General features: G+C 70.0%; 20 protein-coding genes and 1 pseudogene. 8 read left to right on the plus strand and 13 right to left on the minus strand.

The window, feature by feature from the left end; translation table 11 throughout:
• Positions 1-189 (plus strand): annotated as a pseudogene (locus tag C466_RS11985) (hypothetical protein); the annotation flags it as partial.
• Positions 190-272: 83 nt separating this feature from the next.
• Positions 273-1,112 carry an SDR family oxidoreductase gene (locus tag C466_RS11990; protein ID WP_004595717.1) on the plus strand — a complete coding sequence of 280 codons (840 nt, stop codon included), beginning with the start codon at positions 273-275 and terminating at the stop codon, positions 1,110-1,112.
• A 31-nt stretch (positions 1,113-1,143) separates the two neighbouring features.
• On the opposite strand, the gene C466_RS11995 is transcribed toward C466_RS11990, so the two are convergent.
• Complete coding sequence (locus C466_RS11995) at positions 1,144-1,662, minus strand: hypothetical protein (RefSeq protein WP_004595716.1); 519 nt, start codon at positions 1,660-1,662, stop codon at positions 1,144-1,146.
• 228 nt (positions 1,663-1,890) lie between these two features.
• On the opposite strand from C466_RS11995, the gene C466_RS12000 reads away from it, so the two are divergent.
• Positions 1,891-3,816, plus strand: coding sequence for a beta-CASP ribonuclease aCPSF1 (locus tag C466_RS12000; RefSeq protein ID WP_004595715.1), 1,926 nt, complete (start codon positions 1,891-1,893; stop codon positions 3,814-3,816).
• A 587-nt stretch (positions 3,817-4,403) separates the two neighbouring features.
• On the opposite strand, the gene C466_RS12005 is transcribed toward C466_RS12000, so the two are convergent.
• The gene (locus tag C466_RS12005; protein WP_004595714.1) at positions 4,404-6,014 is read right to left on the minus strand and encodes a hydantoinase B/oxoprolinase family protein; all 1,611 of its coding nucleotides are present in this window, start codon (positions 6,012-6,014) and stop codon (positions 4,404-4,406) included.
• Positions 6,011-8,059 (minus strand): hydantoinase/oxoprolinase family protein, encoded by a 2,049-nt coding sequence (locus C466_RS12010; protein ID WP_004595713.1) that lies wholly within the window; start codon positions 8,057-8,059, stop codon positions 6,011-6,013. Before C466_RS12010 ends, C466_RS12005 begins: the two co-directional genes overlap by 4 nt.
• 278 nt (positions 8,060-8,337) lie before the next feature.
• On the opposite strand from C466_RS12010, the gene C466_RS12015 reads away from it, so the two are divergent.
• The 4 genes from C466_RS12015 (at position 8,338) to C466_RS12030 (ending at position 11,350) form a co-directional block, all read left to right on the plus strand.
• Positions 8,338-9,759 carry a hypothetical protein gene (locus C466_RS12015; protein WP_004595712.1) on the plus strand — a complete coding sequence of 474 codons (1,422 nt, stop codon included), beginning with the start codon at positions 8,338-8,340 and terminating at the stop codon, positions 9,757-9,759.
• 49 nt (positions 9,760-9,808) lie between these two features.
• Positions 9,809-10,246, plus strand: coding sequence for an SRPBCC family protein (locus C466_RS12020; protein ID WP_004595711.1), 438 nt, complete (start codon positions 9,809-9,811; stop codon positions 10,244-10,246).
• A 121-nt stretch (positions 10,247-10,367) separates the two neighbouring features.
• On the plus strand, positions 10,368-10,748 hold the full coding sequence (locus C466_RS12025) for a methylglyoxal synthase (RefSeq protein WP_004595710.1): 381 nt from the start codon (positions 10,368-10,370) through the stop codon (positions 10,746-10,748).
• Positions 10,749-10,795: 47 nt separating this feature from the next.
• Positions 10,796-11,350 (plus strand): DUF7332 family protein, encoded by a 555-nt coding sequence (locus C466_RS12030; RefSeq protein WP_004595709.1) that lies wholly within the window; start codon positions 10,796-10,798, stop codon positions 11,348-11,350.
• 4 nt (positions 11,351-11,354) lie between these two features.
• On the opposite strand, the gene C466_RS12035 is transcribed toward C466_RS12030, so the two are convergent.
• The 3 genes from C466_RS12035 to C466_RS12045 all read right to left on the minus strand — a co-directional run bounded on the left by C466_RS12035 (position 11,355) and on the right by C466_RS12045 (position 13,232).
• On the minus strand, positions 11,355-11,903 hold the full coding sequence (locus C466_RS12035) for a DUF6517 family protein (protein ID WP_004595708.1): 549 nt from the start codon (positions 11,901-11,903) through the stop codon (positions 11,355-11,357).
• A gap of 119 nt (positions 11,904-12,022) precedes the next feature.
• Positions 12,023-12,343, minus strand: coding sequence for a transcription factor S (locus C466_RS12040; RefSeq protein WP_004595707.1), 321 nt, complete (start codon positions 12,341-12,343; stop codon positions 12,023-12,025).
• A gap of 82 nt (positions 12,344-12,425) precedes the next feature.
• Positions 12,426-13,232, minus strand: a complete 807-nt coding sequence (locus C466_RS12045) for an alanyl-tRNA editing protein (RefSeq protein ID WP_004595706.1) — start codon at positions 13,230-13,232, stop codon at positions 12,426-12,428.
• 150 nt (positions 13,233-13,382) lie between these two features.
• Here C466_RS12045 and C466_RS12050 point away from each other — a divergent pair, with 150 nt between their 5' ends.
• Complete coding sequence (locus C466_RS12050; RefSeq protein ID WP_004595705.1) at positions 13,383-15,197, plus strand: DUF7289 family protein; 1,815 nt, start codon at positions 13,383-13,385, stop codon at positions 15,195-15,197.
• A gap of 32 nt (positions 15,198-15,229) precedes the next feature.
• On the opposite strand, the gene C466_RS12055 is transcribed toward C466_RS12050, so the two are convergent.
• Genes C466_RS12055 through C466_RS12085 form a run of 7 tightly spaced genes read right to left on the minus strand, consistent with a single transcriptional unit; the run spans position 15,230 to position 23,927 of the window.
• Positions 15,230-16,003 (minus strand): DUF7289 family protein, encoded by a 774-nt coding sequence (locus tag C466_RS12055; protein WP_004595704.1) that lies wholly within the window; start codon positions 16,001-16,003, stop codon positions 15,230-15,232.
• A complete protein-coding gene (locus tag C466_RS12060) occupies positions 16,000-16,491 on the minus strand; it encodes a DUF7266 family protein (RefSeq protein ID WP_004595703.1) in 492 nt (163 codons plus the stop codon). The genes C466_RS12055 and C466_RS12060 overlap by 4 nt, the downstream gene beginning before the upstream one ends.
• The gene (locus C466_RS12065) at positions 16,484-17,479 is read right to left on the minus strand and encodes a DUF7261 family protein (protein ID WP_004595702.1); all 996 of its coding nucleotides are present in this window, start codon (positions 17,477-17,479) and stop codon (positions 16,484-16,486) included. The genes C466_RS12060 and C466_RS12065 overlap by 8 nt, the downstream gene beginning before the upstream one ends.
• Positions 17,476-18,087: a DUF7288 family protein gene (locus C466_RS12070; RefSeq protein WP_004595701.1), complete on the minus strand. Its 612-nt coding sequence runs from the start codon at positions 18,085-18,087 to the stop codon at positions 17,476-17,478. Before C466_RS12070 ends, C466_RS12065 begins: the two co-directional genes overlap by 4 nt.
• A gap of 1 nt (position 18,088) precedes the next feature.
• A complete protein-coding gene (locus tag C466_RS12075) occupies positions 18,089-18,628 on the minus strand; it encodes a DUF7287 family protein (protein ID WP_004595700.1) in 540 nt (179 codons plus the stop codon).
• Positions 18,618-20,648 (minus strand): type II secretion system F family protein, encoded by a 2,031-nt coding sequence (locus C466_RS12080; protein WP_004595699.1) that lies wholly within the window; start codon positions 20,646-20,648, stop codon positions 18,618-18,620. The genes C466_RS12075 and C466_RS12080 overlap by 11 nt, the downstream gene beginning before the upstream one ends.
• A gap of 21 nt (positions 20,649-20,669) precedes the next feature.
• A complete protein-coding gene (locus tag C466_RS12085) occupies positions 20,670-23,927 on the minus strand; it encodes an ATPase, T2SS/T4P/T4SS family (RefSeq protein ID WP_394295024.1) in 3,258 nt (1,085 codons plus the stop codon).
• Positions 23,928-24,099: the final 172 nt, after the last annotated feature.

Genomic DNA, 24,099 nt, shown 5'->3' on the forward strand with positions numbered 1-24,099 from the left:
GAGATGTGTATAAGAGACAGGACCCCCGACGGCGTCGGCGTCGCCACGATCACCGTCGACGACCCCGAGTACGCCGAGCGCTCCTCGGACGAGATCGAGGAGATTCTCGACGAGCGCGACCTGCTCCCGACCGACGAGGACGAGGCGGACGGCGAGGACGCCGACGGCGCGACGGACGACGAGGAGTAACGCGACGGGTTGCTTCCCGGCCGCCGGCGACGGTCCGCCGCCGGGCCGGGAGAGTTATTGCGCCGGAGACTGACCGGAGAGGCGTGCAGAAGACGGCACTCATCACCGGCTGTTCCTCGGGTATCGGCCGCGCCGCGGCGCACGCGTTCCTCGACGAGGGATGGACCGTGTACGCCACCGCGCGGAACCCCGCGGACGTCGAGGCGCTCGGCGAGGGGGGCTGTGAGCTCGCCACGCTCGACGTCACCGACCAGGGAGACGTCGACCGCGTCGTCGAGCGGATCTTAGACGAGGAGGGGGCGATCGACGCGCTGATCAACAACGCCGGCTACGGCCAGTTCGGTCCGGTCGAGGACGTGACCACGGAGCGCGTCCACGACCAGTTCGACGTGAACGTGTACGGGCCGCATCGGCTGATCCGCGCGGTCCTCCCCGCGATGCGTCGCGAGCGCGACGGGACCATCGTCAACGTCTCGTCGGTCGCGGGCCGGGTGTCGATGCCCGGGGGCGGCGTGTACAGCGGCTCGAAGTTCGCGCTGGAGGCGATGTCGGACGCGCTCCGCAACGAGGTCGCGGACCTCGGGATCGACGTGGTCGTCGTCGAGCCCGGCCCCGTGAAGACGAACTTCTCGGAGCGCGCGGAGCGGGAGGCCGACCCCGACGAGCGCGAGGGAGTCGAGCGGACCGACGCCTACGACGAGTTCTACGCGATGTTCGAGGACGCCAAGCTGATCGGCGGCGACGGCCCCGGGGCGGTCGAGCCGGAGCTGGTCGCGAACGCCATCTACGACGCCGCGAGCGCGACGCGGCCGCCAGCGCGGGTCCAGCCCGGGACCGTCGCGCGCGTCGGGGTCCTCGCCCGGTTCCTCCCGGACGCGCTGCTCGACAAGGCGTACGGGTTCGTCCGTAATTTCACGTCGTAAGCGGTCGCAGCGTCGACCGCTCTGCGCGCTGTCACTCCCCGCTGTCGACCGCGAACGGACTCTCTCCCTCTCGCCAGTCCCACCCCGGGAGCCGCGTCTGGAACCCCGCCGCGAGCGCGGCGTCGAGGTCGTCGGCGCCGGCGGTTCCGGCGCCGCGTTCGTCTGACTCGCCCGCCGTCACGTCCCGGTCCACGTAGATGTCCGCGACGTGGAACGTCGCTTGCGCGAGCAGCGAGAGCGGGCGGCCGCCCGCGATCGTCGCCGCCAGTTCGCGGCCGAGGACCTCGTCGACGACGAACCCGGGGTAGTCGCCCGCCACGTCGAGGTCGCGGAGGAGCGCGACGCAGGCCGCGGCGTTGACCGCGACTTCGCCGTCGGCGAAGACGACGTCGACCTCGCGGCGGTACGCGTCGGGCGCCACCGCGTCGACGTCCGTCTCGAAGAGCCGGCCGAGGCGGTCGCGGGTGTCGTTGAGTATCGGGACGACGACGTCGGCGCGGTCGCGGACCCAGGCGTGTTCGTCGCGGACCGTCTGCGGCGTGACGCGCATGGGCCGGGTTGTGCCGCCTGCGGCTTGCCCTTTGCGAAGGCTTTTATAACGGCGGGGCAGTAGTGCGATCCAAGCGGGTTTTCGCTGGCTGTTCCCGCGTACGGAACCAGTACGGACAGTACTTCCACTATGCCTACCCCGTCACGGTCGATCGATCGGCGTCGAGTCGCCGCGCGACGCGCGACGCGATTCGACGACGACGGCGGCCTCGACGACCCGCAGTGAGATATGAGTCAAGTCGACAAGCAACTCGATACGTTGAAATCCGAGATAGAACAGGAGATTCCAAACGACATCACGGTCACCGACGTGAAATACGAGGGGCCGGAGCTGGTCGTGTACACGCGCGACCCCAAGCGCTTCGCGGGCGACGGCGACCTGATCCGCCGGCTCGCCTCGAAGCTCCGGAAGCGGATCACGGTCCGTCCGGACCCGAGCGCCCTCTCGCCGCCGGCGCGGGCCGAAGACGAGGTCCGCGAGGTGATCCCGGAGGAGGCCGGCGTGACCGACCTCGACTTCCACGAGGACACCGGTGAGGTCGTCATCGAGGCCGAAAAGCCCGGGATGGTGATCGGCCGCCGCGGCTCGACGCTCCGCGAGATCACCCAGGAGGTCGGCTGGACCCCCGAGGTCGTTCGGACGCCGCCGATAGAGTCCTCCACCGTCTCGAACGTCCGCGGCTTCCTGAAGAACGAGCGCGAGGAGCGCCGCGACATCCTCGAACGCGTCGGCCGCCAGATCCACCGCGAGGAGATGTCCGACGACGAGTGGGTCCGGATCACGACGCTCGGCTGCTGTCGCGAGGTCGGCCGCGCGGCCTTCATCCTCTCGACGCCCGAGACCCGGATCCTCATCGACTGCGGCGACAAGCCCGGCGCGGAGGGCGAGGTGCCGTACCTCCAGGTGCCCGAGGCGCTCGGCGCGGGCGCGGCGACGCTCGACGCGGTCATCCTGACGCACGCCCACCTCGACCACTCGGCGCTGGTCCCGCTGCTGTACAAGTACGGCTACGACGGCCCCATCTACACGACGGAGCCGACCCGAGACCTGATGGGCCTGCTCACGCTGGACTACCTTGACGTCGCCGCGAAGGACGGGCGGACGCCGCCCTACGAGTCCGCACAGGTCCGCGAGGCGATCAAACACACCATCCCGCTGGAGTACGGCGACGTGACGGACGTCGCGCCCGACGTGAAGCTCACGTTCCACAACGCGGGCCACATCCTCGGCAGCGCCGTCACCCACTTCCACATCGGCGACGGCCTCTACAACGTCGCGTTCTCGGGCGACATCCACTACGAGGACACCCGCCTGTTCAACGGCGCCGTCAACGACTTCCCGCGCGTCGAGACGCTCGTGCTGGAGTCCACCTACGGCGGCCGCAACGACTACCAGACCGACCAGGAGGACTCCGAGGAGGCGCTCAAGGAGGTCATCAACGAGACGTACGAGCAGGGCGGGAAGGTCGTCATCCCCGCCTTCGCCGTTGGTCGCTCCCAAGAGATCATGCTCGTCTTGGAGGAGGCGATGCGCGAGGGAGAGATCCCCGAGATGCCCGTCCACCTCGACGGGATGATCTGGGAGGCGACCGCGATCCACACCACCTACCCCGAGTACCTCCGCGACGACCTCCGCGACCGCATCTTCCACGAGGACGAGAACCCGTTCCTCGCCGACCAGTTCAACCACATCGACGCCGGCGAGGACGAGCGGCAGGAGGTCGCCGACGGCGACGAGTGCATCGTCATTTCCACCTCCGGGATGATCGAGGGCGGGCCGATCATGTCGTGGCTCCGCCACATCGGCCCCGACCCGGACTCGAACCTCGTCTTCGTCGGCTATCAGGCGCAGGGGACGCTCGGCCGCCGGATCCAGAACGGCTGGGACGAGATTCCGGTCGACGGCTGGGGCGGCGGGAGCCGCGGCGACACGCTCACCCTGGAGATGGGCACCGAGGTCGTCGACGGCTTCTCCGGCCACGCCGACCGACAGGGGCTGGAGAACTTCGTGAAGACGATGAACCCGCGCCCGGAGAAGGTGCTGTGCGTCCACGGCGACGAGAGTTCCGTTCAGGACCTCTCGTCCGCGCTGTACCACGACTACAACATGCGGACGTTCGCGCCGAAGAACCTGGAGACGTTCCGGTTTAAATAAGCGACCGGTTCGGGTGAGGGCGGTCGAGTGTCCGTGATTGTCGGCGCGGTGACTGAGCATTTGAGTTTCGCTGTTCGCTTATAAATCGTTGCCAGCGCGGAGAACACCGCCATAGCCCCAGCCGCTCTTTCATAAATCACCTCCCTAGAGCAGCGGAGAACACCGTCAACGTCCCAGTCGCTCACTTATAAATAGCGGTCACCGAAGTAGCTGAGAACACCGCCAAAGCCTTAGCCGGGAGGGCGGCGTACGCTCGTTGTGCTCCTCGCTCAGTCACTCCGTTCCTTCGCTGCGGTGCTTACGTCGTCATCAGAACGCTCTGCGTTCTGATTGGCTCACGAGAGCTCCGCTCTCGTGAACGCCTACGCCGCCCTCCCGGCTGCCCCTTTGATCCCCGCCCCGCACCGCCCCGCACCGCTCCGCACAGCACCTCACACCTCCCCAGCCTCGTCGGCGGTCCTCCGCTTTGCTCCGGACCGCCGACTCCCTCGCGCGTGCGACTCGCGGCCTCCGCTTCGCTTCGGCCGCTCGCAGGCACGCGCCACCGCCACCTCTACTTATAAATGGTCGCCGGTCGGCTTGCCATCTCAATCCTCGACCTTTCCGTCCCGTCGGTCGCGCTCCCGAGCCTCCGTGTCGCGCTCCGCCGGGTCGCCGTGCCCGCCGCCGCCCGGGGTGCGGATAGAGACCGTCGTTCCGGCGGCGACGTCGACGGACGCCTTCGCCGGGACCGCCTCGCCGTCGATCAGGTTCTCGCCGAGCGCGCCGTCCTCGCCGCCGTCGAGCCCGCGCGGCGCGGTCCGGCGGCGCTCGGTCAAAAGCGAGACGGTCGCGTCCGCCTCGACGGTGAGCGTCCGCTCGATTCCGAGGCCGCCGCGGTGGCGGCCGTCGCCGCCGCTCGACGGGCGCAGCGCGTATCGCTCGACCCGCAGCGGGTACGCCGTCTCCAGCGCCTCGACCGGCGTGTTGAGCGTGTTCGTCATCCCGACCTGAACGCCGTCCATCCCGTCCTTGGTCGGGCGACCGCCGAATCCACCCGCGATCGTCTCGTAGTAGGTGAACTCGCCGCCGCGGTCGCCGATGATCAGGTTGTTCATCGTCCCCTGTCCGCCGGCGGGGACGGCGTCCGGCACCGCCGCCGCGAGCGCGGCGAGGGTGACGTCCGCGACGCGCTGGCTCGTCTCGACGTTCCCGCCGACGACCGCGGCCGGCGGTCGAGGATCGAGCAGCGATCCCTCCGGCGCCGAGATCGAGACCGGCTCGTAGCAGCCGTGGTTCGGCGGGATATCCGGATCGGTGACCGCGCGCACGACGAAGTACACCGCGCTCTTCGCGACGGAGAACGGCGCGTTGAGATTGCCGTCCACCTGGTCGGCGGTGCCGGCGAAGTCGACGTCGATCGCGGCGCCGTCGACGGTGACCGCCACCTCGACGGGGATGTCACCGTCGGTGACCCCGTCGCCCTCGAGAACGTCGGCGGCGCGGTAGGTCCCGTCCGGGAGCGCGCGTATCTCGCTCTCGACCCGCTCGCGGGAGTAGTCGACGACGGCGTCGAAGGCGTCGAGGAGCGCGTCGCCGTGTTCGTCGAGCAGCTCGCCGACGCGCTCCTCGGCGCGCGCGTTCGCGGCGCGCTGCGCGCGGAGGTCCGCCTCGCGCTCGTCCGGCGTGCGGACGTTCGCGAGGATGAGGTCGCGGACCGCCTCGTTCGGCTCGCCGCCGTCGACGAGCCGGACCGCCGGCAGGCGGAGCCCCTCCTCGTATATCTCCCGCGCGCCCGGCGGCATACTCCCCGGCGCGCTCCCGCCCACGTCGGCGTGATGCGCGCGCGACACGGCGTATCCGACGATCTCGTCGTCCGGGGCGATCGGCGAGACGAGCGTGACGTCGGGGAGGTGCGTCCCCCCGGCGAACGGGTCGTTGACGACGAACACGTCGCCCGGCTTCGGGTCCTTCTCGAGGACGACCTCGACCGCGTCGGGCATCGCGCCGAGGTGGACCGGGATGTGTTCGGCCTGCGCGACCATGCGGCCGTCGGCGTCGAACAGCGCCGTCGAGCAGTCCTGCCGCTCCTTGATGTTCGGCGAGTAGGCGCCGCGGATCAGCACGTGGCCCATCTCGCTCGCGACGCTCTCCAGCTGGTTCCGGAGGATCTCCAGCGTGACCGGGTCGACGCCGGGGTCGGTCTCCGCGTCGGTCACGCGTCGCTCACCTCCGCCACCAGCGCGCCGTCGCCGCGCAGTCGGACGCCCCACGCTGGCGGGACGACGACCGTACTCTCCGGGCCCTCGATAACGACCGGGCCCTCGACGCCCTCGTCGGCCGGGAACCGATCACGGTCGTAGACCGGGGTCTCGCGCGCGCCGGCGGGGAACACCGCCTGGCGGGTGGTCCGCGGCCCGGGATCGTCGACCGCGTCGACGCCGACCGTCGGCGCGCTCCGCGGGACCGTGGCCGTCGCGCGGCAGTTCACCAGCTCGACCGGCTCGTCGGCCCGGTAGCCGTACGCCGACTCGTGGGCCGTCGCGAACCGATCGCCGACCGCCGCGGGGTCGAACGGCCGCTCGACGTCGACGGTGAGCTCGAAGCTCTGCCCGGCGTACCGGCAGTCCGCGGCGTACTCGACGCGCGCCGCGTCCGGGTCGCTGACCTCGTCCAACAGGCCGTCGGCGAGGTCCCCGTAGAGCGCGTCGATCGCGTCGGGATCGACCGCGGCGAGCGGGCCCTGACGGGTCCGAACCGCGTCGCGGGTCTCGTCGGCTGCGAGCAGGCCGTACGCCGACAGGACGCCGGATGCGTGCGGGACGATAACCCGCTCGACGTCGAGGCCGTCGGCGATGGAGACGGCGTGCATCGGTCCGGCGCCGCCGAAGGCGACGAGGCCGAACTCTCGGGGGTCGTGACCGCGCTCGACGGTGACGGAGCGGATCGCGCGCGTCATGTCCGCGTTCGCCACGCGGTGGACGCCCAGCGCGGCTTCGACAGGGCCCTCCATCCCCGCCTCGTCGGCGAGGTCGGCAAGGGCGTCGCGGGCGGCCGCCGCGTCGAGCGACAGGTCGCCGCCGAGGTCGGTGTCCGCGCCGACGTACCCCAACACGAGGTTCGCGTCCGTGACGGTCGGCTCCGTGCCGCCCTTCCCGTAACAGGCCGGCCCGGGGTCGGCGCCCGCCGAGCGCGGCCCGATCCGGAGCGCGCCGCCGGCGTCGACCCACGCGATCGACCCGCCGCCCGCGCCCACCGTCTCGACGTCGACCATCGGCGTGCCGATCGGTCGGTCGGCGATCGCCGACTCCGTCGTGCGCTCGACCTCGCCGTCGCGGACGAGGCTCACGTCGCTCGAGGTGCCGCCCATGTCGAAGGTGATCAGGCCCCCGGGGTCGCCGTCGGTCCCGGCCGTCGCGCTCGCGCCCACGACGCCCGCCGCCGGCCCCGAGAGGACCGTCGTCACGGCGTTCCGCCTGACGGTGTCGGCGTCGGTGACGCCGCCGTTGGCCTGCATGATCCGCGGTTGCGGCAGCCCCAGGTCCCGCGCGCGCTCGGTGAGCCGACCGACGTAGCCGTCGATCGCCGGGCGCACGTACGCGTCGACGACCGTCGTCGAGGTGCGCTCGTACTCGCGGAACTCCGGGAGCACCTCGTGGGAGGCCGACACCGGCACGCCGAGCGCGTCGCGCAGCGCGTCCGCGAGGCGCTCCTCGTTCACCGGGTGCGCGTAGGCGTGGAGCAGGCAGACCGCGACCGACTCGACGTCCGCGTCGCGGAGGTCGGCGACGACCGACTCGATCGCCTCGTCGTCGATCGGTCGCTCGACCCCGTCGGCGGTCGAGCGCTCGGACACCTCGAACCGGCGACGCCTGGGGACCAGCGGCGTCGGCTTCTCGGCGTCGAGGTCGTACAGCGACGGCCGGGTCTGCCGGCCGATCTCCAGTACGTCGCGGAACCCCTCGGTCGTCACGAGCGCGGTACGCGCGCCGTCGCCCTCCAGCAGCGCGTTGACGGAGACGGTCATCGCGTGGGAGAACTCGGTCACGCTCTCGGGGTCGATCCCGGCCGCCTCGCAGGCCTTCTCGATGCCGGCCGCGACGCCCTCGCTCTGGTCGTCGGTGCTCGGCACCTTCGCGGTGACGAGGTCGCCGTCGAGCGAGAGCGCCACGTCGGTGAACGTTCCCCCGACGTCGACGCCGATCGCTCGGCCGCCTGCCGGTCGGTCGTCCACCGAATCGCCGTCCGTCGAACCCCCGCCCATCTACGACACCCCCGCGGCGTCGCGGAGGCTCCGGACGCCGAGCGGCGCGGTGTCTCGGTCGCGTGGCATGGAGCCCCCTCGTTACCGGACGGACTTAAGACCGCCCCGTTCGGAGGTGCGGCCGCCTCGCGGCCCCCGGCGCCCGCCGGCCGGGAGCCGCGTTCCCGCGGTCCGACGCTTCCGCGAACATCTTCGGGAACAGTCGGAGGGCGGCGGCGGTCCGTGATCCGAACATGGGAGCAGTTCCGGGCGGAATCGACACGGCGAGGGGGCCGCCGATGACGGTCCCGCTTCGACACTTCCTCGTCGGACTGGCGCTCCTCGGCGGCGCCCTGCTCGTCGGAATCGGTCTGGTCGTCGACGCGGTGCCGGGGCTCGGCGGGCTCGTCCACGTCCACCTGTTCCTGATCGGGTGGGTGTGCGTGACGATCATGGGCGCGATGACGCAGTTCGTCCCGGTGTGGTCCGGGACGACGCTCCGCTCGCGGCGGCTCGCGAGCGCGCAGCTCGCGCTGGTGGTCGGGGGACTGGTCGGGTTCGGGGCCGCGCTCGCGCTGGGCCGCCTCTCCTGGCTCGCGGGGTTCGGCGCCGTCATGCTCTGCGGCTTCTGGACGTTCGTCTACAACGTCGGTCGGACGCTCGCGACGGTCGAGGAGTTCGACGTGACCGAGCGCCACTTCGTCGTGGCGCTCGCGTTCTTCGTCGTCCTGACCGGCCTCGGCGTCCTGCTCGCGGCGGACCTCGGCTCCGGGCTCCTCGCGGGCCTCGGCGTCTCGCACGCCGGCGTCCGCGGCGCCCACGTCACCCTCGCCGTCTTCGGCGCGGTGCTCACGACGATATACGGCGCCCTGTACCAGCTCGGAACGATGTTCACGCAGACGGCGCTCCGCGGGATCGACCACCGCCTCCGCGCGGTCGAGGAGGTCGGTCACCCGGTCGGCGTCGTCGGGCTCGCGGGCGGGAGACTGGTCGGATCGACCGCCCTCGCCCGCGTCGGCGCGGCACTGGTTCTGCTCGCCGCGCTGGGGTTCGCGGTCGTCCTCGCCCGCCGGCTCTCCGAGATGCGCGTCGAGCGCACGCCGATGCACACGCGGTACGCTGTCGTCGCGCTCGCGCTGGCCGCGTGGGTCGCGACCGCCGCGCCGGCGTGGATTCGGTCGCCGACCGCCCCGGAACACGTCCTCGGCGGCCCCGGCAGCGCGCCCCTGCTGCTGCTCGGCGTGGTCGGGTTCGTGATCCTCGGGACGCTGTACCACATCGTCCCGTTCGTCGTCTGGGTCGAGCGGTACAGCGACCGACTCGGCTTCGAGGCGGTGCCGATGATAGACGACCTCTACGACGATCGGCTCGCGGCCGCCGACGGAACGCTGCTGTTCGTCGGGACCGCGCTCGTCGCCGCCGCCGACCTCCTCGCGGGCGCGTCGGGGACGGCGCTCGGGGGCGGAGCCCGGGGACCGGCGCTCGTCGGGATGACGCTGGTGACGCTCGGCGTCGCCGTCTTCGCGGTCAACGCGGTTCGGGTGATCCGCCGGCACAGCCCCGGCACGCTGGCTCGGGTCGCGCTCGGGCGGTTCGCTGCGCCCCGAGCGGTCGGTGGCTCGGACGCCGTCGAAAGCGACGCGGAAGCGGGCGGCGCGGGAGCGGGCGGCGGCACGGTCGAGGGCGACGGCACGGGCGACGAGCCCGCACCTGCGGAGTGAACCGCGGAACGGTTTCGAGCCCGAACCAGCGGCGATACGCGACACCGGAATGAACGAAGTCACCCTCTCACGAGCGATCGAAGCGCCCCCGGAAGCCGTCCGCGACGCGATGGCGGACGCCGAGGCGTTCGTCCGCTCTTCGGGGTTCGACGAGGTCGAAGCCGACGGCGAGACGGTGCGCGTGGCCAACGACGTCGGCGTCGCGTCGATCGAACTGACGCTCGAACTCGTCGACGACCCGGATGCCGACCTCGCTTCCGAGCAGCGCGAGGGGATCTTCGAGTCGATGCGAACGGAGTACGTCGTGGCGCCGGCCGCGGGGGGAAGCGAGGTGACCGCGACGACGGAGTTCGCGCTCGACGTGGCCCTGATCGGCGACCTCCTCGACGGCACCGTCATCGAGCGACAGCGGCGAAGAGAGCTGTCCGCGCAGTTCGACTGGCTCGAAGCGCGGTGTGTGGACGGTTCGACGGCCACCGGCGAGTGAGGCGGGCGGGCGCGGCCGCGACGAGGGGTGCCGGCCGCGCCGTGACGGGAGCGCCCCGCGTCTTGCGGGGCCCGGCTGCGCCGAAGCCAGTATTTAAGCGACGCCGCCGCGAGCCCAGCGTATGCGCATCGCGCTCATCGCTCACGACGAACTGAAAGACGAGATGGTCGCGTTCGTCGAGTCGCACACAGCCGTCCTCGACGAGTGCGAACTGGTAACCACCGGGACGACGGGGAAACGCATCGCGGACGCCACCGGGCTCTCCGTGAACCGGCAGGCCTCGGGCCCGTTCGGCGGCGACCTCCAGATCGGCGCGATGATCGCGAGCGACCGGATCGACGGCGTCGTCTTCCTCCGGGATCCGCTGACCGCACAGGCCCACGAGCCCGACATCTCAGCGCTGCTGCGCGTCTGCGACGTGAAGGACGTGCCGCTGGCGACGAACGTCGCGTCCGCGGAGCTGCTCGTCGAGGGGCTCCTCGGCGGCGATTCTCTCGACTGATACCGCCGACCGCGGTGATTTAACCCGGGCCGACGAAGGAACGGTCGATGACACGTCCGCGGCGGACTCGCGTCCGCGCCCTCGCGCTCGCGCTGCTGCTGCTCGCCGCGAGCCTCGGCGCCGGCGCGGTCGCGGGTCAGGCCGCGGCGTCGGGGGAAACGGCGACGCAGTCGGCGGCCGAAGGTCCCGCCGCCGGGCCATCGACCGTCGGGCCCGGCGTCGACGCGAACCGGAGCGAGGTCGCCCCTATCACGCGGTGTTTCACCGGGAGCGGGTATCCGATCTCGATCGGCGACGGCGAGGGTGGGGCGACGATGGAGACGGTGATCCACCTCTCCGTGCTGACCGATCCCGGCGCGGGCAACGAGTTCGGCGTCGAGACCGCCGGGCGGCTCGACGGCGAACCGATCGTGGCGCTCGCCGCGGGGGTCAGGCTGACCGGACGGGAGGCGATCGCGAACGGGTTCGACCCGCTCGCGGCGTTCGACGTGCTGTACACCTACGAACTCCAGCTTCCGATGTTCGCCGGGTCGGTCGGCGACGCCGACTACGAGGACGACGGGTCGCCTATCGAGTCGAGCGCCGGCGCGGTCGACTGCTGACCGGTTACTCCGAGCGCTCGACGCCGTCGTCGCCATCGGCGGCGTCCGGCGGCCGAACCCCGCGCACCAGCGCCAGCACGTCCTGCCTCGTCGCCTCGAAGCCGTCGCCGGTCGGGTAGGCGCCGCCCGCGAGCAGGTACTCGCCTGCCTCCCACACCGCGAGCAGGGCCTCGACGGGAACCCGTTGGCCGTCGACCGCACAGCGGCCGTGAAACACGGTGAGCGTCGCGCGCGACGCGCCCGGGTCGTCGAGGTCGAGATGCCGCTCGTCGCGGCGCGCGAGGTCGGTGATCTCTCGGTCGGCGAGGCGGTCGCGGAACCCCTCGCGGGCCCGCGACTCGACGAGCCGGGTCAGGGCGGGGTTCGGTCCGGCGTCCGGCGTGATCCGGAGCCGGCTCGCGAAGAAGAAGGGCCGCGGAGGCGCTGTCTCGCGCTCGTAGCGCGTCGTCCCGGCCGTGACCGAGACCGGGCCGGCCTCGAAGGGGCGCTCCGTCGTCTCCGCGACGAGCGTCCAGCCGTCGAGGCGGTCGCTGGGGACGGCCGGTGGCTCCATGGTCCCGCCTCTCTCCGGACGGGAATAAAACGGACGGGCACCAAGAGAGGAGTCAAACTGGCACCAGGAGAGGAGTCAAACTGGCACCGGGAAAGGAGGTGGAGCGGGTGAAAGCGCGGTCAGTGATCGTCTTCTCGCCACTTGTGTTCGCACTCGGTACAGACGAAAAAGCGGGTCTCGGACTCGTCGGCCGAGCGGATCTGCTGCATGTACCAGTACGCCCGGTCGTTGTCGCACTCGGGGCACTGGGCCGTCGTCGTCGGGAGACCCTTGTCCTCCGCGTCGCTCACGTCGACTATCTCGGACTCGACCTGCGACTGGGTCGTCCACTCGTCGTCGCCGTCGTCGCGCCCGATCTCGTAGCCGCAGGCGTCGCACACCCAGTGGTCTTCGCCCTCGCCGGATTTCATCATGGATCCGCACTCGTCGCAGAACTTCATGCCCGAACCTACCGCGGATCGTATTTAAACGGCGGGATCGCGGGCGAGGGCCGGAGGCGCGCTCGGGGGGCCGACGCGGCCGTCAGTCCGCGTCGACGTGTTCGGCGAGCGCGAACCGGACGCGCTCCTCCTCGGGGCCCTTCGTCTCCCGGCCGGTGACGACGACCTCGCCGATGTCCGCGGTGTTCGCGACGTGTGTCCCCGCGCAAGCGGTGCGGTCGTACGGCTCGTCCGCGCCCGCGATTTCGACGATCCGAAGCTCCTCGATCGAGTCCGGGAGGAGGTCGATCCGCGTCCGGTCGGTGTCCAGCGTCGCCTCCGCGGTCTCGCGGTCCATCGTGTAGCTCGACACCGGTCGCCCGTCGGCGACGAGCTCGTTGAGCCGCGACTCGATACGCTCGAGTTCGTCGTCCGCGAACCGGTCGTACTCGGCGTCGAGGCGTGCGCGGTCGTCGTACAGCTGGTTGCCCGTCGTCCGCGCGCCGAACTCGTCGAGCAGCAGCGCCGACAGCAGGTGCTGTGCGGTGTGGTACCGCGAATGCGCCGCACGACGGTCGGCGTCGACCTCGCAGGCGACCTCGGTACCTGGTTCCGGGAGGGGAGGCGACTCGGCCCCGTCGGCCACCCCGTCGTTCTCGTCGTTCTCCCCGCCGACCGGTTCGACCTCGTGGTGAACCGTGTCGGCCATCTCGACGTCGACGACGCGCCAGCGAGCGTTCGCCTCGCCGTCGGGGACCCGAACGGTTCCGGTGTCGTGCGGCTGGCCGCCGCCGGTCGGGTAGAAGTGGGTCCGGTCGAGGACGAGGCGGTCCGGATCCGAGAGGACGCGCTCGACGGTCGCCTCGAACGCCGTCACCGTGTCGTCCGCGAGGTAGAGTCGCTCGGTCACGGATCCCCGGAGGGACGCCGGCGAGATATATCCCCGGCTCTCGGTCTCGCACGGGTCGGAGTGTCAGGAGCGCGGTCGCCCTCGGTTCGGGCTATCGCGACTGATACGCGGGTGTCCACGTTTATCAGCGGACCCGTCCTACGAGGCCGTATGAACGGGGGTGAACGCGGAGCGACCGCCGAGCGCGGGCAGAGCGAGGTGCTCGGCACGGTGCTGCTGTTGGGGCTGACCGTCGCGGTCGTCGGCACCACCGTCGCGCTCGGCGCGACCGCGCTCGACGACTCCCAGCGGACCGCCGACATCCAGCGCGTCGAGGGGGCGATGACGCAGGTGGACTCCAAGGCGAGCCTCGTCGCGCACGGCGGGTCGCCCTCCCAGCGCCTTCGGCTCGATCCGGGACGGAACGCGGACCTGCGCGTCGACGAGGGGGCGGGATCGATGCGGATCGAGGTCGAGACCGAGAACGGGACCTACACGAACGAGACCACGCTCGGAGCGATCATCTACGAGCGCGGCGACGACGTCATCGCCTACCAGGGCGGCGGCGTCTGGCGCGCGAACCCGGACGGCGCGCGGATGGTCTCGCCGCCGGAGTTCCACTACCGCGGCGACACGCTCACCCTTCCGCTGGTGACGGTCGCCGGCGAGGGGGACCTCTCCGACTCGGTCGCCATCAGCGAGAGCGGCGAGCGGCCGGAGGAGCTGTTCGCGTCGGAGAACGTCTCGAACCCGCTTCTGGGTGGAAACGTCACTATCACCGTCGAGAGCGAGTACGCCGAGGCGTGGGGGCGCTTCTTCGAATCCAGGACCGAGGCGAACGTCACGCAGTTGTCCTCGAACGAGGTCCGGGTCGAGATCCGGACGAAGACCGTTCACCCAACGCTCACGACGAGCGCCTCGGCGGTCGGAGGGTCGAGCATCGCTGCGGGCGGAATCAGGCGGCTCGAAGCCGACAGCTACGATTCCGGTTCCGATTCTGATCCCAATCGGTACGGGCCCGACACCGCTGACGACAACGCGGTGGTGTGGACCAACGGCGGGTTCGGGAAGGGGGAGGGCGGGATCGGCAAGCTGGAGGAGATCCGGATACGCGGAGACCTGCTCATGGGGGCAGACGATTTCCCACCCGGACAGTTCGAAAAGAAGGTAAACGTGAGCGGAGAGATACGGACTAACGTCGATTTCGTCAGCCTGAATCCCGTATCCGGGGCGATCAGACAGCAGATCGACGATCTGCGAGACCGCGACACAGAACGTACGACGGGGTCGTTCGCGTTCGACGGCGGGACCGAGACCGTGTCCGAAGACACGAAGTTCACCGGCGACCTCGTCGTCTCGGCCGGGAACAGTCTCACCGTCGAGAGCGGGACGACGCTCAAGGTCGACGGCGACCTCGACATCGAGGACGGCGGCTCCCTCGTGCTCGACGCCCACAGCGACGAGATCGACGTGCTGGTGGACGGGAGGATGTTCGTCGGCGGAACGGACGCGGTCCAAGCGGAGGGCGGCGACCGCGTGAACCTCCACGTCAGCGGACCGGTCACCGTCCGGGGCGACGGGACGGCCGGCGGGCCGGCGTCGATATCGACCGAGAAGGACACGCGGCTCGAGCTGTTCACGCTGGGCCGCGTCACCCTCGACGACGGCGCGAACGTCTCGGCGGACGGGGACCGGACGGAGAACCTCTGGCTCTACTCGGGCGAGGACCCGATCGACATCAACGGCAACAACGGTCGCGTCAATTTCACGGGGGTGTTGTACGCGCCGGAGAGCACGCTGACCCTCGACGGGTCGATGACGTTCACGGGGTCGTTCACGGCGAACGAGTTCGAGTTCAACGAGGCGCGACTGAAGCTCCACTACGACGAGGCGCTGCGGGACAATCAGCCGTTCGACGGCAGGTCGGTCCCCGTCGTCAGCCACCTCCACGTCTCCACGCACACCGTGGTCGTCGAGTCCGACTGAGCCCGGCGGTCGGCGCGCACCGCGCGTCCCGGTCAGTCCGAGAACGAGACCCGCGCTGCAGTCCGGTGGACGACGAACCGGTCGTAGTGGTCGGCGACGAACGTCACCGTGAGGTCGGCGGAGTCGTTCGTCGACACCGCTATCCCCTCGTGCTCGTCGGCGAGGTCGCTGTAGTACCGCTCCCAGACGATCGCCTGCGTGGAGTTGATGTCGAGCGTGACGTTTTTAGCGGCCGTCTGGTCGTCGGCCGCGACTTCCCGGTCCGTGCGCTCGCCGACGACGAGGACCGTCCGGTCGCCGCTCACCGACTCCGCGGGACCGTCGAGCCCGTACAGCGAGTAGACGACCGTGTCGCCGACCAGCAGGTCGGGCTCTCTGATCATCACGCCGTTGTCGCCGTCCATCCGGAACACCGCGCCGTTCTCGTAGACGATCCGGGTGTTGCCGGCGCCCCGGTACGTGAGGGATCCCCCCTCGATAACCTGTGACTCGAACCCCGTCCCGTTGAGTCGGAACTCGGACTCGTCGTTGAACGCCAGCTCGCCGCCGCCGAGCCGGAGCTCGGTCGCGCGGCTCGGCACGCCGTCCCGGCTGAGGTCGTTGAGGTTGTCGTGGAGGACGTCGAACGCGCGCTCGACGTTGTTGTCGCGCTCGGCGAGCTGGGCGTCCTCCAGCCCCCCGAGCCCGACGGTGAACGTGACGGCGATGGTCGTCGCGATCAACGCGAACACCAGGACGAACCCGACGGTCTCGCTGACGCCGCGGTCGGCGGTGGCGAACGCGGACGCGCGGTCGGAGCCCGTCACGGCTCGCTCACCACCACTGCGCCGTCGCCGTCGGCCCCGCCGTCCGGGTCCCACCGGATCCGCAGGTCGCCGCCGTCGACGGTCGCGTTCTCGACCGCGACGATCTCGCTCGTGCGGAAGGGGACTTCCACGGTCGCGTCAGTCTGCTCGCTTTCGAGCGCGATCGTCCCCTGGGTGCCGTTCGCTTCGATCCGTATCCGGTAGCCGGTCCCCGAGACCCTGTCCGGGAGCGTCAGCGGTCGGTGGACCGTGAGGTTGTCTCGGGACTCCGCGGTCGCGACGAGCCGGTCGACGGTCCCGATGTCGGCCGCGATCCGCTCGCCGACGACGGTGAGCTCCCCCTGTGCCGCGCGCTCCCGCTGCGTGTCGACGAACGACCCGCCCGCGACGAACAGCCCCGAGAGCAGCAGCGTCGAGACGGCGAGCGTCATCACGTAGCCGACGGTGACCGACACGGCGCGGTCCGACCCGCCCAAGCGGTCACGCATCGCGCTCACCCGGCGCGAGCCGTATCACGTCGCGGTAGGTCAGCTCCGGCGTCCGGTGACCGATCTCGACTTTGACGCGGTACACAGCCTCGGTGACGTACGGCCGGGAAGAGTGGTCGGCGTCCGCGCCGCCGTCGCGATTGTCGACGACGAGGTGGTACGTCCCCTCCGCCGCGTCGCCGTTCTCGTAGCGGATATTGTACGGCGGGTGTGGTTCGCTCTCGGTCTGGACCGCTTCGGCCCAGAACAGCGCGTCGAATGGCTCGCCGTTGACCGTGCCGGCGGTGAAATCGACCGTGTGGTTCCCGTCCGGACGGGGTGCGAACGTCTCGTTAGTCGTCCCGGTCGCGTTTTCCACCGTCACGGTGAGGTTGCCGTCGGCCTCGCCCGTCAGCGTCGCCGACCACGTCTCGTTGGTGCCCCCGGTCGTCCCGTCGGCCACGACGGTGAACGCGCCGCTCGTCGACTCCGGCAGCGAGGTAGGGTCGACCGCCATACGGAAGTTCCGCGTCCGGGTCGCGTTCCCCGCGACGGTCCAGTCCGCTGCGTTCGAGTCGGGCGCCGTCATGTTCCGGAGGCCGCTCTCGGTCTCGTTTTGCGCGATGAAGTAGCCGTCCTCGACGGTGGATCCTCTCACCCGAACGTCGGCGATCACCCCGTCTCGCGCTCGGAGGTCGGCGACCGTCTCGGCGTACGTCTCCGCGCTCGCGTTGAATTCGGTGAAGACGTCGCCGTCGCTCGCGTTCCGGTGTTCGCGGTGTAAGATTCCGGCGAGGTCCTCCGTGACGCCGTCGCGGAACTCGATCGCTTCCGCCCCGCCCGCGTCGGCGCCGCGGGTCGCGAGGTTCTCCGTGTAGATGACGGTGTTCAACAGGAGCACGACCGCGACGAAGAGGACCGCGAGCGTCAGCCCCGTGATCAGGATGATCTGCGCCCGGTCCTCGTCGCGATCGGCGTCTCCGCCGCCGAGAGGACTGGAGATGCTCACATCTGCCATGCGGTGATGCGCACCTCCACGACCGTGTACAGGATTTCACCGTTCCCGTCGACCGGGTCGGCGAAGTATCCCCTGCCGGGACCGTCCTCAGCGAGGACGTGCTGGTCGTCGGCGCCGAACCGGTCGTCGCCGTACAGCGTCACGCGGATGCTGGCGGTCGCCGCGTTGTCGCTCGGTGAGCCCATATCGACCATCGCGACGTCGCCCGTCCCGTCGCTGCTGTCGTCCGGGTAGTAAACGTCGATGTCGAACGCGATCTGGCGGTCGCCGAACGCCTCCGTCAGCGGGTCGTGTAACGGGTGCGATTCCGGGGGCATCCCCGCGTACCCCTCCTCGTCGGTGGCTCCGACGAAGCTCCCGTTGTCGTAGTACAGGAGCGCCGCCGAGAGGTTTCCGCTCGCGTCGGTCGTCGAAAGCAGGTCCTGTGCCGCGATCGACGCCTGATTCTCGACGTGCTGGTTCGACGTGCTCGCCGACAGCGGCGTGACGGCCGTCGCCTGCGTCGCGAAGATGAGGCCGGTGACGAGGAGTAGCGCCGCCGTGAACGCCTCCAGCGTGTGCGCCTGCCCGCGGTCGTCGGGGAGGTGTTCGACGAACATCTCACCACACCCGCAGCGTGAGCCGGTAGGTCTCCGGCGGCTCTCGGTCTCCGGGGTCGTCGATGGTGACGATGCGGCTCGCCGACGAGACGCTCGTGCTGCTCGGCGGCGCGGGGCCGGCGCGCATCGCGACGGGGCCGTCGTCGGAGTCCAGCCTCTTTATCGCCCCGTGCTGCGTGACCGTGAGGTTGAGCCCGCGCAGGTCGTCGACGCCGAGTTCCGCGTGGAGGTCGGCGGCGGTCGCCGTCCACGCGCAGTCCGACTCGGCCGCCGCGCCCGGGGCCGTCTCGTTGAAGAAGCCGAGCGTACACGCGTGCGACAGCGTCGCGGTCGATCCCGCGCCGGCGAGCGAGGATCCGGCGAGCGACGACTCCGCCAGCCGCGCCGCGCCGCGCTCGGCGACGATGACGGTCGCCCCCTCGCCGACGGCGTACGGCTCCAGCAGCGACGGGACGAACGCGAAGGTGAACCCGACCGCGACGAGGAACACCGACATTCCGACGACGAAGTCGAGGACGGTCTGTCCGCGGTCATCCGACATAGATCCACACCCCCAGCGCCAGCGTCATCAGGATCACGGCGAACTTCACGCCGGAGATCAGCTCCGCGTCGCGGATGTAGCCGCTGATGAAACCCGAGAGGATCGCCTGGATCGTCACCGCGTGAAAGAACAGCATTGAGAGCACGTCGGGGTCGACGCCGCCCCCGCCTCCGCCGAACCCGGCCCCGCCGCCCCCGTCGCTCTGGGAGACAAGGTCGCCCATCACGTCGATGAACTGCGTCTGGAGGATGGCCATCACGCCGAGCAGCGTGACGTACGTCATCACGATGATCGCCACCTGCATCCGGGTCCGGGACTTCCGCTCGCGCTCGATGTCGTCCTGGTTCTCGGAGGCCTGCGCGGCCGTCGTCAGCACGTCCGTGATCTGCGAGGACGCCTCCTGCGCCTCCGTGATCAGCTTCACCGTCCGCGCGAGCCGGGGCACCGCGTACGAGTTGTTGAACTCCACGAGGGCGTCCCGCAGGCTCATCCCGTAGTTCACCTTCGCGTGGATCACCTCGAACTCCTCGGCGAGCTTCCCCGTCGACGTCTCCGAGACCGTCTGGACGGACTCGAGCAGCGTCTGTCCGGTGTCGTTCGCGGAGGAGAGCTTCCGGAGCGTCTCCGAGAGCTTCCCGGTCACCGCCCGGCGCGAGCGCTGGTGCCACTCGTAGAAGAACCCGAGCGGGATCAACACGACGTAGACCGGGACGTAGAGCCAGACGAACGCCGACCACACCGGACGTGCGACCCACCCGTCGAACGTCGTCGGCGCCGACCCGGCCGCGGCCGCGACGACGACGAGCGCGACCGCCGCGGGCACGGTCAGCGCGAGGGTGTACAGCGGATTCTCGCGGAGGAAGAGGTGCGGTGCGGCGAGGATCTCCTTCGTCTTGTGGGTCCCCTCGCGATCGCGGATGCGATCGAAGACGCCGAACGTCCCCACGAACGCCTCCACGAGTCCGAAGTGGAAGAGCCCCTCTTGGCTCGTCTGTCGGAGCCGTTCGCTGCCGCCGTCCGGTTGGAGGTAGCCGTCGCCGGGCTCGTCCTGTTTCACCGTCGAGACCAACACGAGGAACCCGGCGCCGACCAAGGGGATGAGGACGTACACGGTCGCGTACAGCAGCCGGTCGTCGGCCTCGCCCATCATCCCCATGATGACGAGGATGATGATGAGCAGGAGCGGAAATAAGGAGAGCGTCATGTACATCTCGCCGAACAGCTCCAGGGTCTCCAAGGTCATCTCGCGCTCCTGTTTCGACGTGCGGAGGTGTTTCTCCTTTTTGTCCTTCAGGAAGCTCTCCATGTCGCCGCCGGAGTTGACGATCGAGAGCATGTCCGCGAGGAACTGCGAGAGCTCGTCGGAGGGGGTCTCCATCGACTGCTGGCGGATCGCGTTCCGGTAGTCGGTCCCGAAGTACTCCGTCTCGTTGACGATGCTCTGGAACTCCCGGGACACCTCGCCGTAGGTGTCCTCGGCGGTCGCCATCGCGCGCAGGATCTCGAGCTGGTTCAGCCCGCCGACTGAGAGCGCGTACATGAACGACACCGAGTCCGCGAGCAGGAGGTTGATCTCTCGCTTCCGTGCGGAGGCCCGCGAGTACGGGACCGCGACGACGCCGCCGAACCCGATCGCGAACCCGATCGAGCCGAATATCAGCCCGCTGAGGAGCACCGCGGTCGGCACGACGAGCGAGCGGAGCAGCTCGGCTATCCCGGGCGTCGGCGCCGGCATACCGAGCGAGAGCGACGACGGGTCGATCAGCCCGAGCGAGAACACCCCGTAGCCGACCAGGGTGCCGAGCGCCCACAGCGCCCCGCCGACCAGCAGTCCGACCGCCAGCGCCAGCGAGACGTACATCTCGACCTGGTCAGGCATCCGCGCCTCCGCCAGCTTGCGCTCGACGTCCGCAACGAAGTCGCCCTCGGGGTCGAACAGCAGCTCGAACACCGGGTAACACAGCTCCGCGAGGACGTTCGCGTCCATGCCGCCGTCGCCGGCGTCCACGTCGAGGCTCACGACGCGGCCCTCACAACGGGGTCACCCCTCCTCCGCGGGTTCGACGGCGTCGAACCCCCAGTCGTCGATGTCGTCGGTCGAGCCGTCGTCGAAGCCGTCATCGCTCTCGCCTTCGGCCTCGGTGTCGCTCTCACCTTCGGCCTCGGTGTCGCCGCTCTCGTCCGCTTCCTCCGAAGACTCTCCGCCGCCCTCATCCGGCCCTTCGTCGTCGGTCGCCTCTGAGGGCTCGCCAGCCGCGGAGCCCGCGGCGCTGAACCCCTGGCTCACGTCGGGGTCCGAATCTGGTTCGGGGTCCGCGTCCGGGTCGCGCGCTGCGCCCCGCTCGTTCGGGGCCGCGGGCGACGAGAGCACGTCGACCCCCTCGTCGAACGGCTCCCCGAAGTCGATCCGGTTCTGCTCGCCGGAGCCGTCGCCGGCCGCCTCGGAGACTCCCTCGAAGTCGCCGTGCGCGGGGCCCGGCGACGGGGTTCCCGAGGACCTCGGGTCCTCCGCGTCCGGGCGCGGCTCGTCCGGGCCGTCCGAGCCCGTCCCGCTCGTCGCCGGTTCCGGACCGGCCGGCTCGTCGTAGGCCGCTTTGGCCTCCAGGGCCGTCTCGGCGAGCGCCTCGCAGTCGCTCGGGGCGGCCTCGACGTCGCCCGCGTGGTTCATCTCCAAGAGGGCGTCGGCGACCGAGTCGGGCACCTCGCCGCGGTACGTCTCGAAGATGTCATCGGCGGCGTCGAGTATCTCCGCGGCCTCCGCCTCGCCGTCCGCGTCAGGATTCGGCCGGGGGACTAGCTCCTCCTTCTCGCGGTCGACGTTGATCAGGACCGACTCCATCTCCCGGAGGTCCTCCAGCGAGCGCTCCAGCTCCTCGTTTGCCATCAGGGCGAGGACCGTCTCGGGGTCGTTGATGAACGCCTGGAACGTCGCGGCCACCTGCGCGTAGCTGTTGAGCCCGCGATCGATGAGGTAGGCCAACACGACCCGTCGCTTGCGGAGCTCCTCGTTTAGCGTCTCGCGGCTCCACCCGCGGTCGAACATGATGTCTTCGAGGGTGTTCGAGTCGCCCATCTGCAGGAACTCGTCCGTCTCGGCCTGCCACTGGAACACGTCCTGAACGTTGATCTCGTCGTTCTCGGCGTCGTAGTGGTTGATCTCGGTGATCGACTTGTTCCGGCGCACCTTCTTGCCCTGAACCCGCGTCGACGTCTGGATCGAGACCAGATCGAGGGCGGTGAACATCGTCTTCGAGACGTTGATCGGGTCGGTGGTGAACCGCTTGAGCACCTCGCCCACGGAGTCGGCGTGGAACGTGGTGTAGGTGGTGTGACCCGTCGACATCACCTGGAAGGCTGTCCGACCCTCCTCGCCGCGGATCTCGCCCATCACGATGTAGTCTGGGCGCTGGCGGAGCGCGGCCTCCAGTAAGTCGAACTCGTCGATGTCGCCCTTGTCGTCGTCCGAGAAGGAGGGGCGCGTGACGGAGGCGATCCAGTTGCGCTGGGGGAGCTCCACCTCGCGCGTGTCCTCGATGGAGACGATCTTCGCGTTCGAGGGGATGAAAAGCGAGACGGCGTTCAGGCTCGTCGTCTTCCCGGAGGCGGTGCCGCCCGCGAAGATCAGGCTCTTGTGGTTCTCGATCGAGAGCCACAAAAAGGCCATCTCGTCGAGCGAGAACGTCTTCCAGTTGATCAGGTCGATCGGGGTGAAGGGGACGTCGTTGAACTGGCGGATCGTGTAGTTGGTCCCGTGGTCGGACACCTCGCGGCCGAGCGTGAGCTGGGCGCGAGAGCCGTCCGGCAGCGTGGCGTCCACCTGCGGCCTGCGCTTCGAGATCCCCTTCCCGGAGCGCTGCGCGAGCTTCACGACGAAGTCGTCGAGCTCGTCGGTGCCGTGGTAGACGTTAGTGATGATCTGCTCGTACTCGGAGTGGTAGACGAAGACGGGGGAGTTGTACCCGTCACAGGAGATGTCCTCGACGTTGATGTCGTACTTGATCGGGTCGATCCGCTCGTAGCCGACGAAGTCCCGCTTGAGGTAGTACAGCAGCTTCTCGACCTGGTGGGCCGACAGGGTCCGGGAGTCCTCCGCGAGCACCGCGGGCTCGGGCCGGGCGCTGATTTTCGGCCGGTCCGTGGGCGCTTCCATCGGCGGCTCGTAGCCCAGCGACTCCGCGATCCGCCCGGCGATCCCCGCCGTCGGGTCGATCCCGAACCGGTCGACCAACGTGTCCGCGATCCCCCGCTCCTCGCCGTCGTCCTCGTAGAGCCCGTAGCGGTCGAGCAGCGTGCGCGCCTCCTCGACGATCACCTCCTCGCGGAACGCCTCGTCGCCGCCCGCGATCGACTCGTCGGCGTACTTGATCGACGTGCGGAGCTTCCCGGTGAGGAACTCGGTGAGGTCCGCCTCGATCTCCGTCCGGTACGGCTGAACGGCGTAGTACTTCGCCTCGTTCTCCTTCCGCGACCGGAAGACGATGACGAACGCGTACGGCTTGTTCACCCAGTAACGCTCCTCCTCTTGGAAGTGCGTCTTCTTCGGCATCGGCACCGCCTTCTCCAGGTCGTACCGGTTCGTCAGCGTGGTGTGTCCCTCGTCCGTCGAGAAGAACGCGTCCTCGTCGACCTCGGGGTTGACGTCCACGGTCCGCTCGTCGACGAGGTCGGCGAGGTCGGCCGCGGCGGTCCCGCCCGCGCCGAGCAGCTCCTCGGTCCGGTCCGGGTCGAAGCCGAGCGCCTCGGTCTTGTCCTCATGGGTGAACGAGAGCGGCACCGCCTCTCCCTCCTCGTTCTCCTCGGTCGGCGGGTTCCCGTCCTCGTCGAGGAAGAACTCCTCGCGGTAGTCGTCCCACGTGTAGTACCCCTTCAACACCGGGACGGAGTAGGGGTCGTACCGGGCCGCGCACAGGTCCCAGAGGACGTCTCCGACCGCGGCCGCGGCGCGGAACCGGTTGTCGGTCTCGCTCGGGTCGAACCCGAGGAGCGTCGCCGGGTCGAACTCGACCCGGTCCCACTCGTCCGGAGTCGGCGCGCGCGACGGGACCGACTCGACGTCGCCGCCGGACGCGACGACCACGCCGGAGACGCCGCCGCGGCCGACCGGGGCGTCGAAGACCGTCTCGGGGCCGGTATCACCGCGTTCGGCCTCGTCTCCGTCGCGTTCCCCGTCCGTATCCGAACGCGACTCTCCGCCCTCGTCCGCGCCGGCATCAGCGACTGCGCTCTCGTTGTCCGAGTCCGTCTCTCCCACTTCGTCCGAGTCCGTCTCTCCCACTTCGTCCGAGTCCGTCTCTCCCACTTCGTCCGAGTCCGTCTCNGTCCGAGTCCGTCTCTCCCACTTCGTCCGAGTCCGTCTCTCCCACTTCGTCCGAGTCCGTCTCTCCCACTTCGTCCGAGTCCGTCTCGTCGGCGCCGGATCCCGCCTCGTCCGGCGTAGCGTCTCCGACGGTCTCGGCGTCCCCGTTTTTTTC

The sequence above is a fragment of the Halorubrum distributum JCM 10118 genome (genome assembly GCF_000337335.1).
Taxonomy (GTDB): Archaea; Halobacteriota; Halobacteria; order Halobacteriales; family Haloferacaceae; genus Halorubrum; species Halorubrum distributum.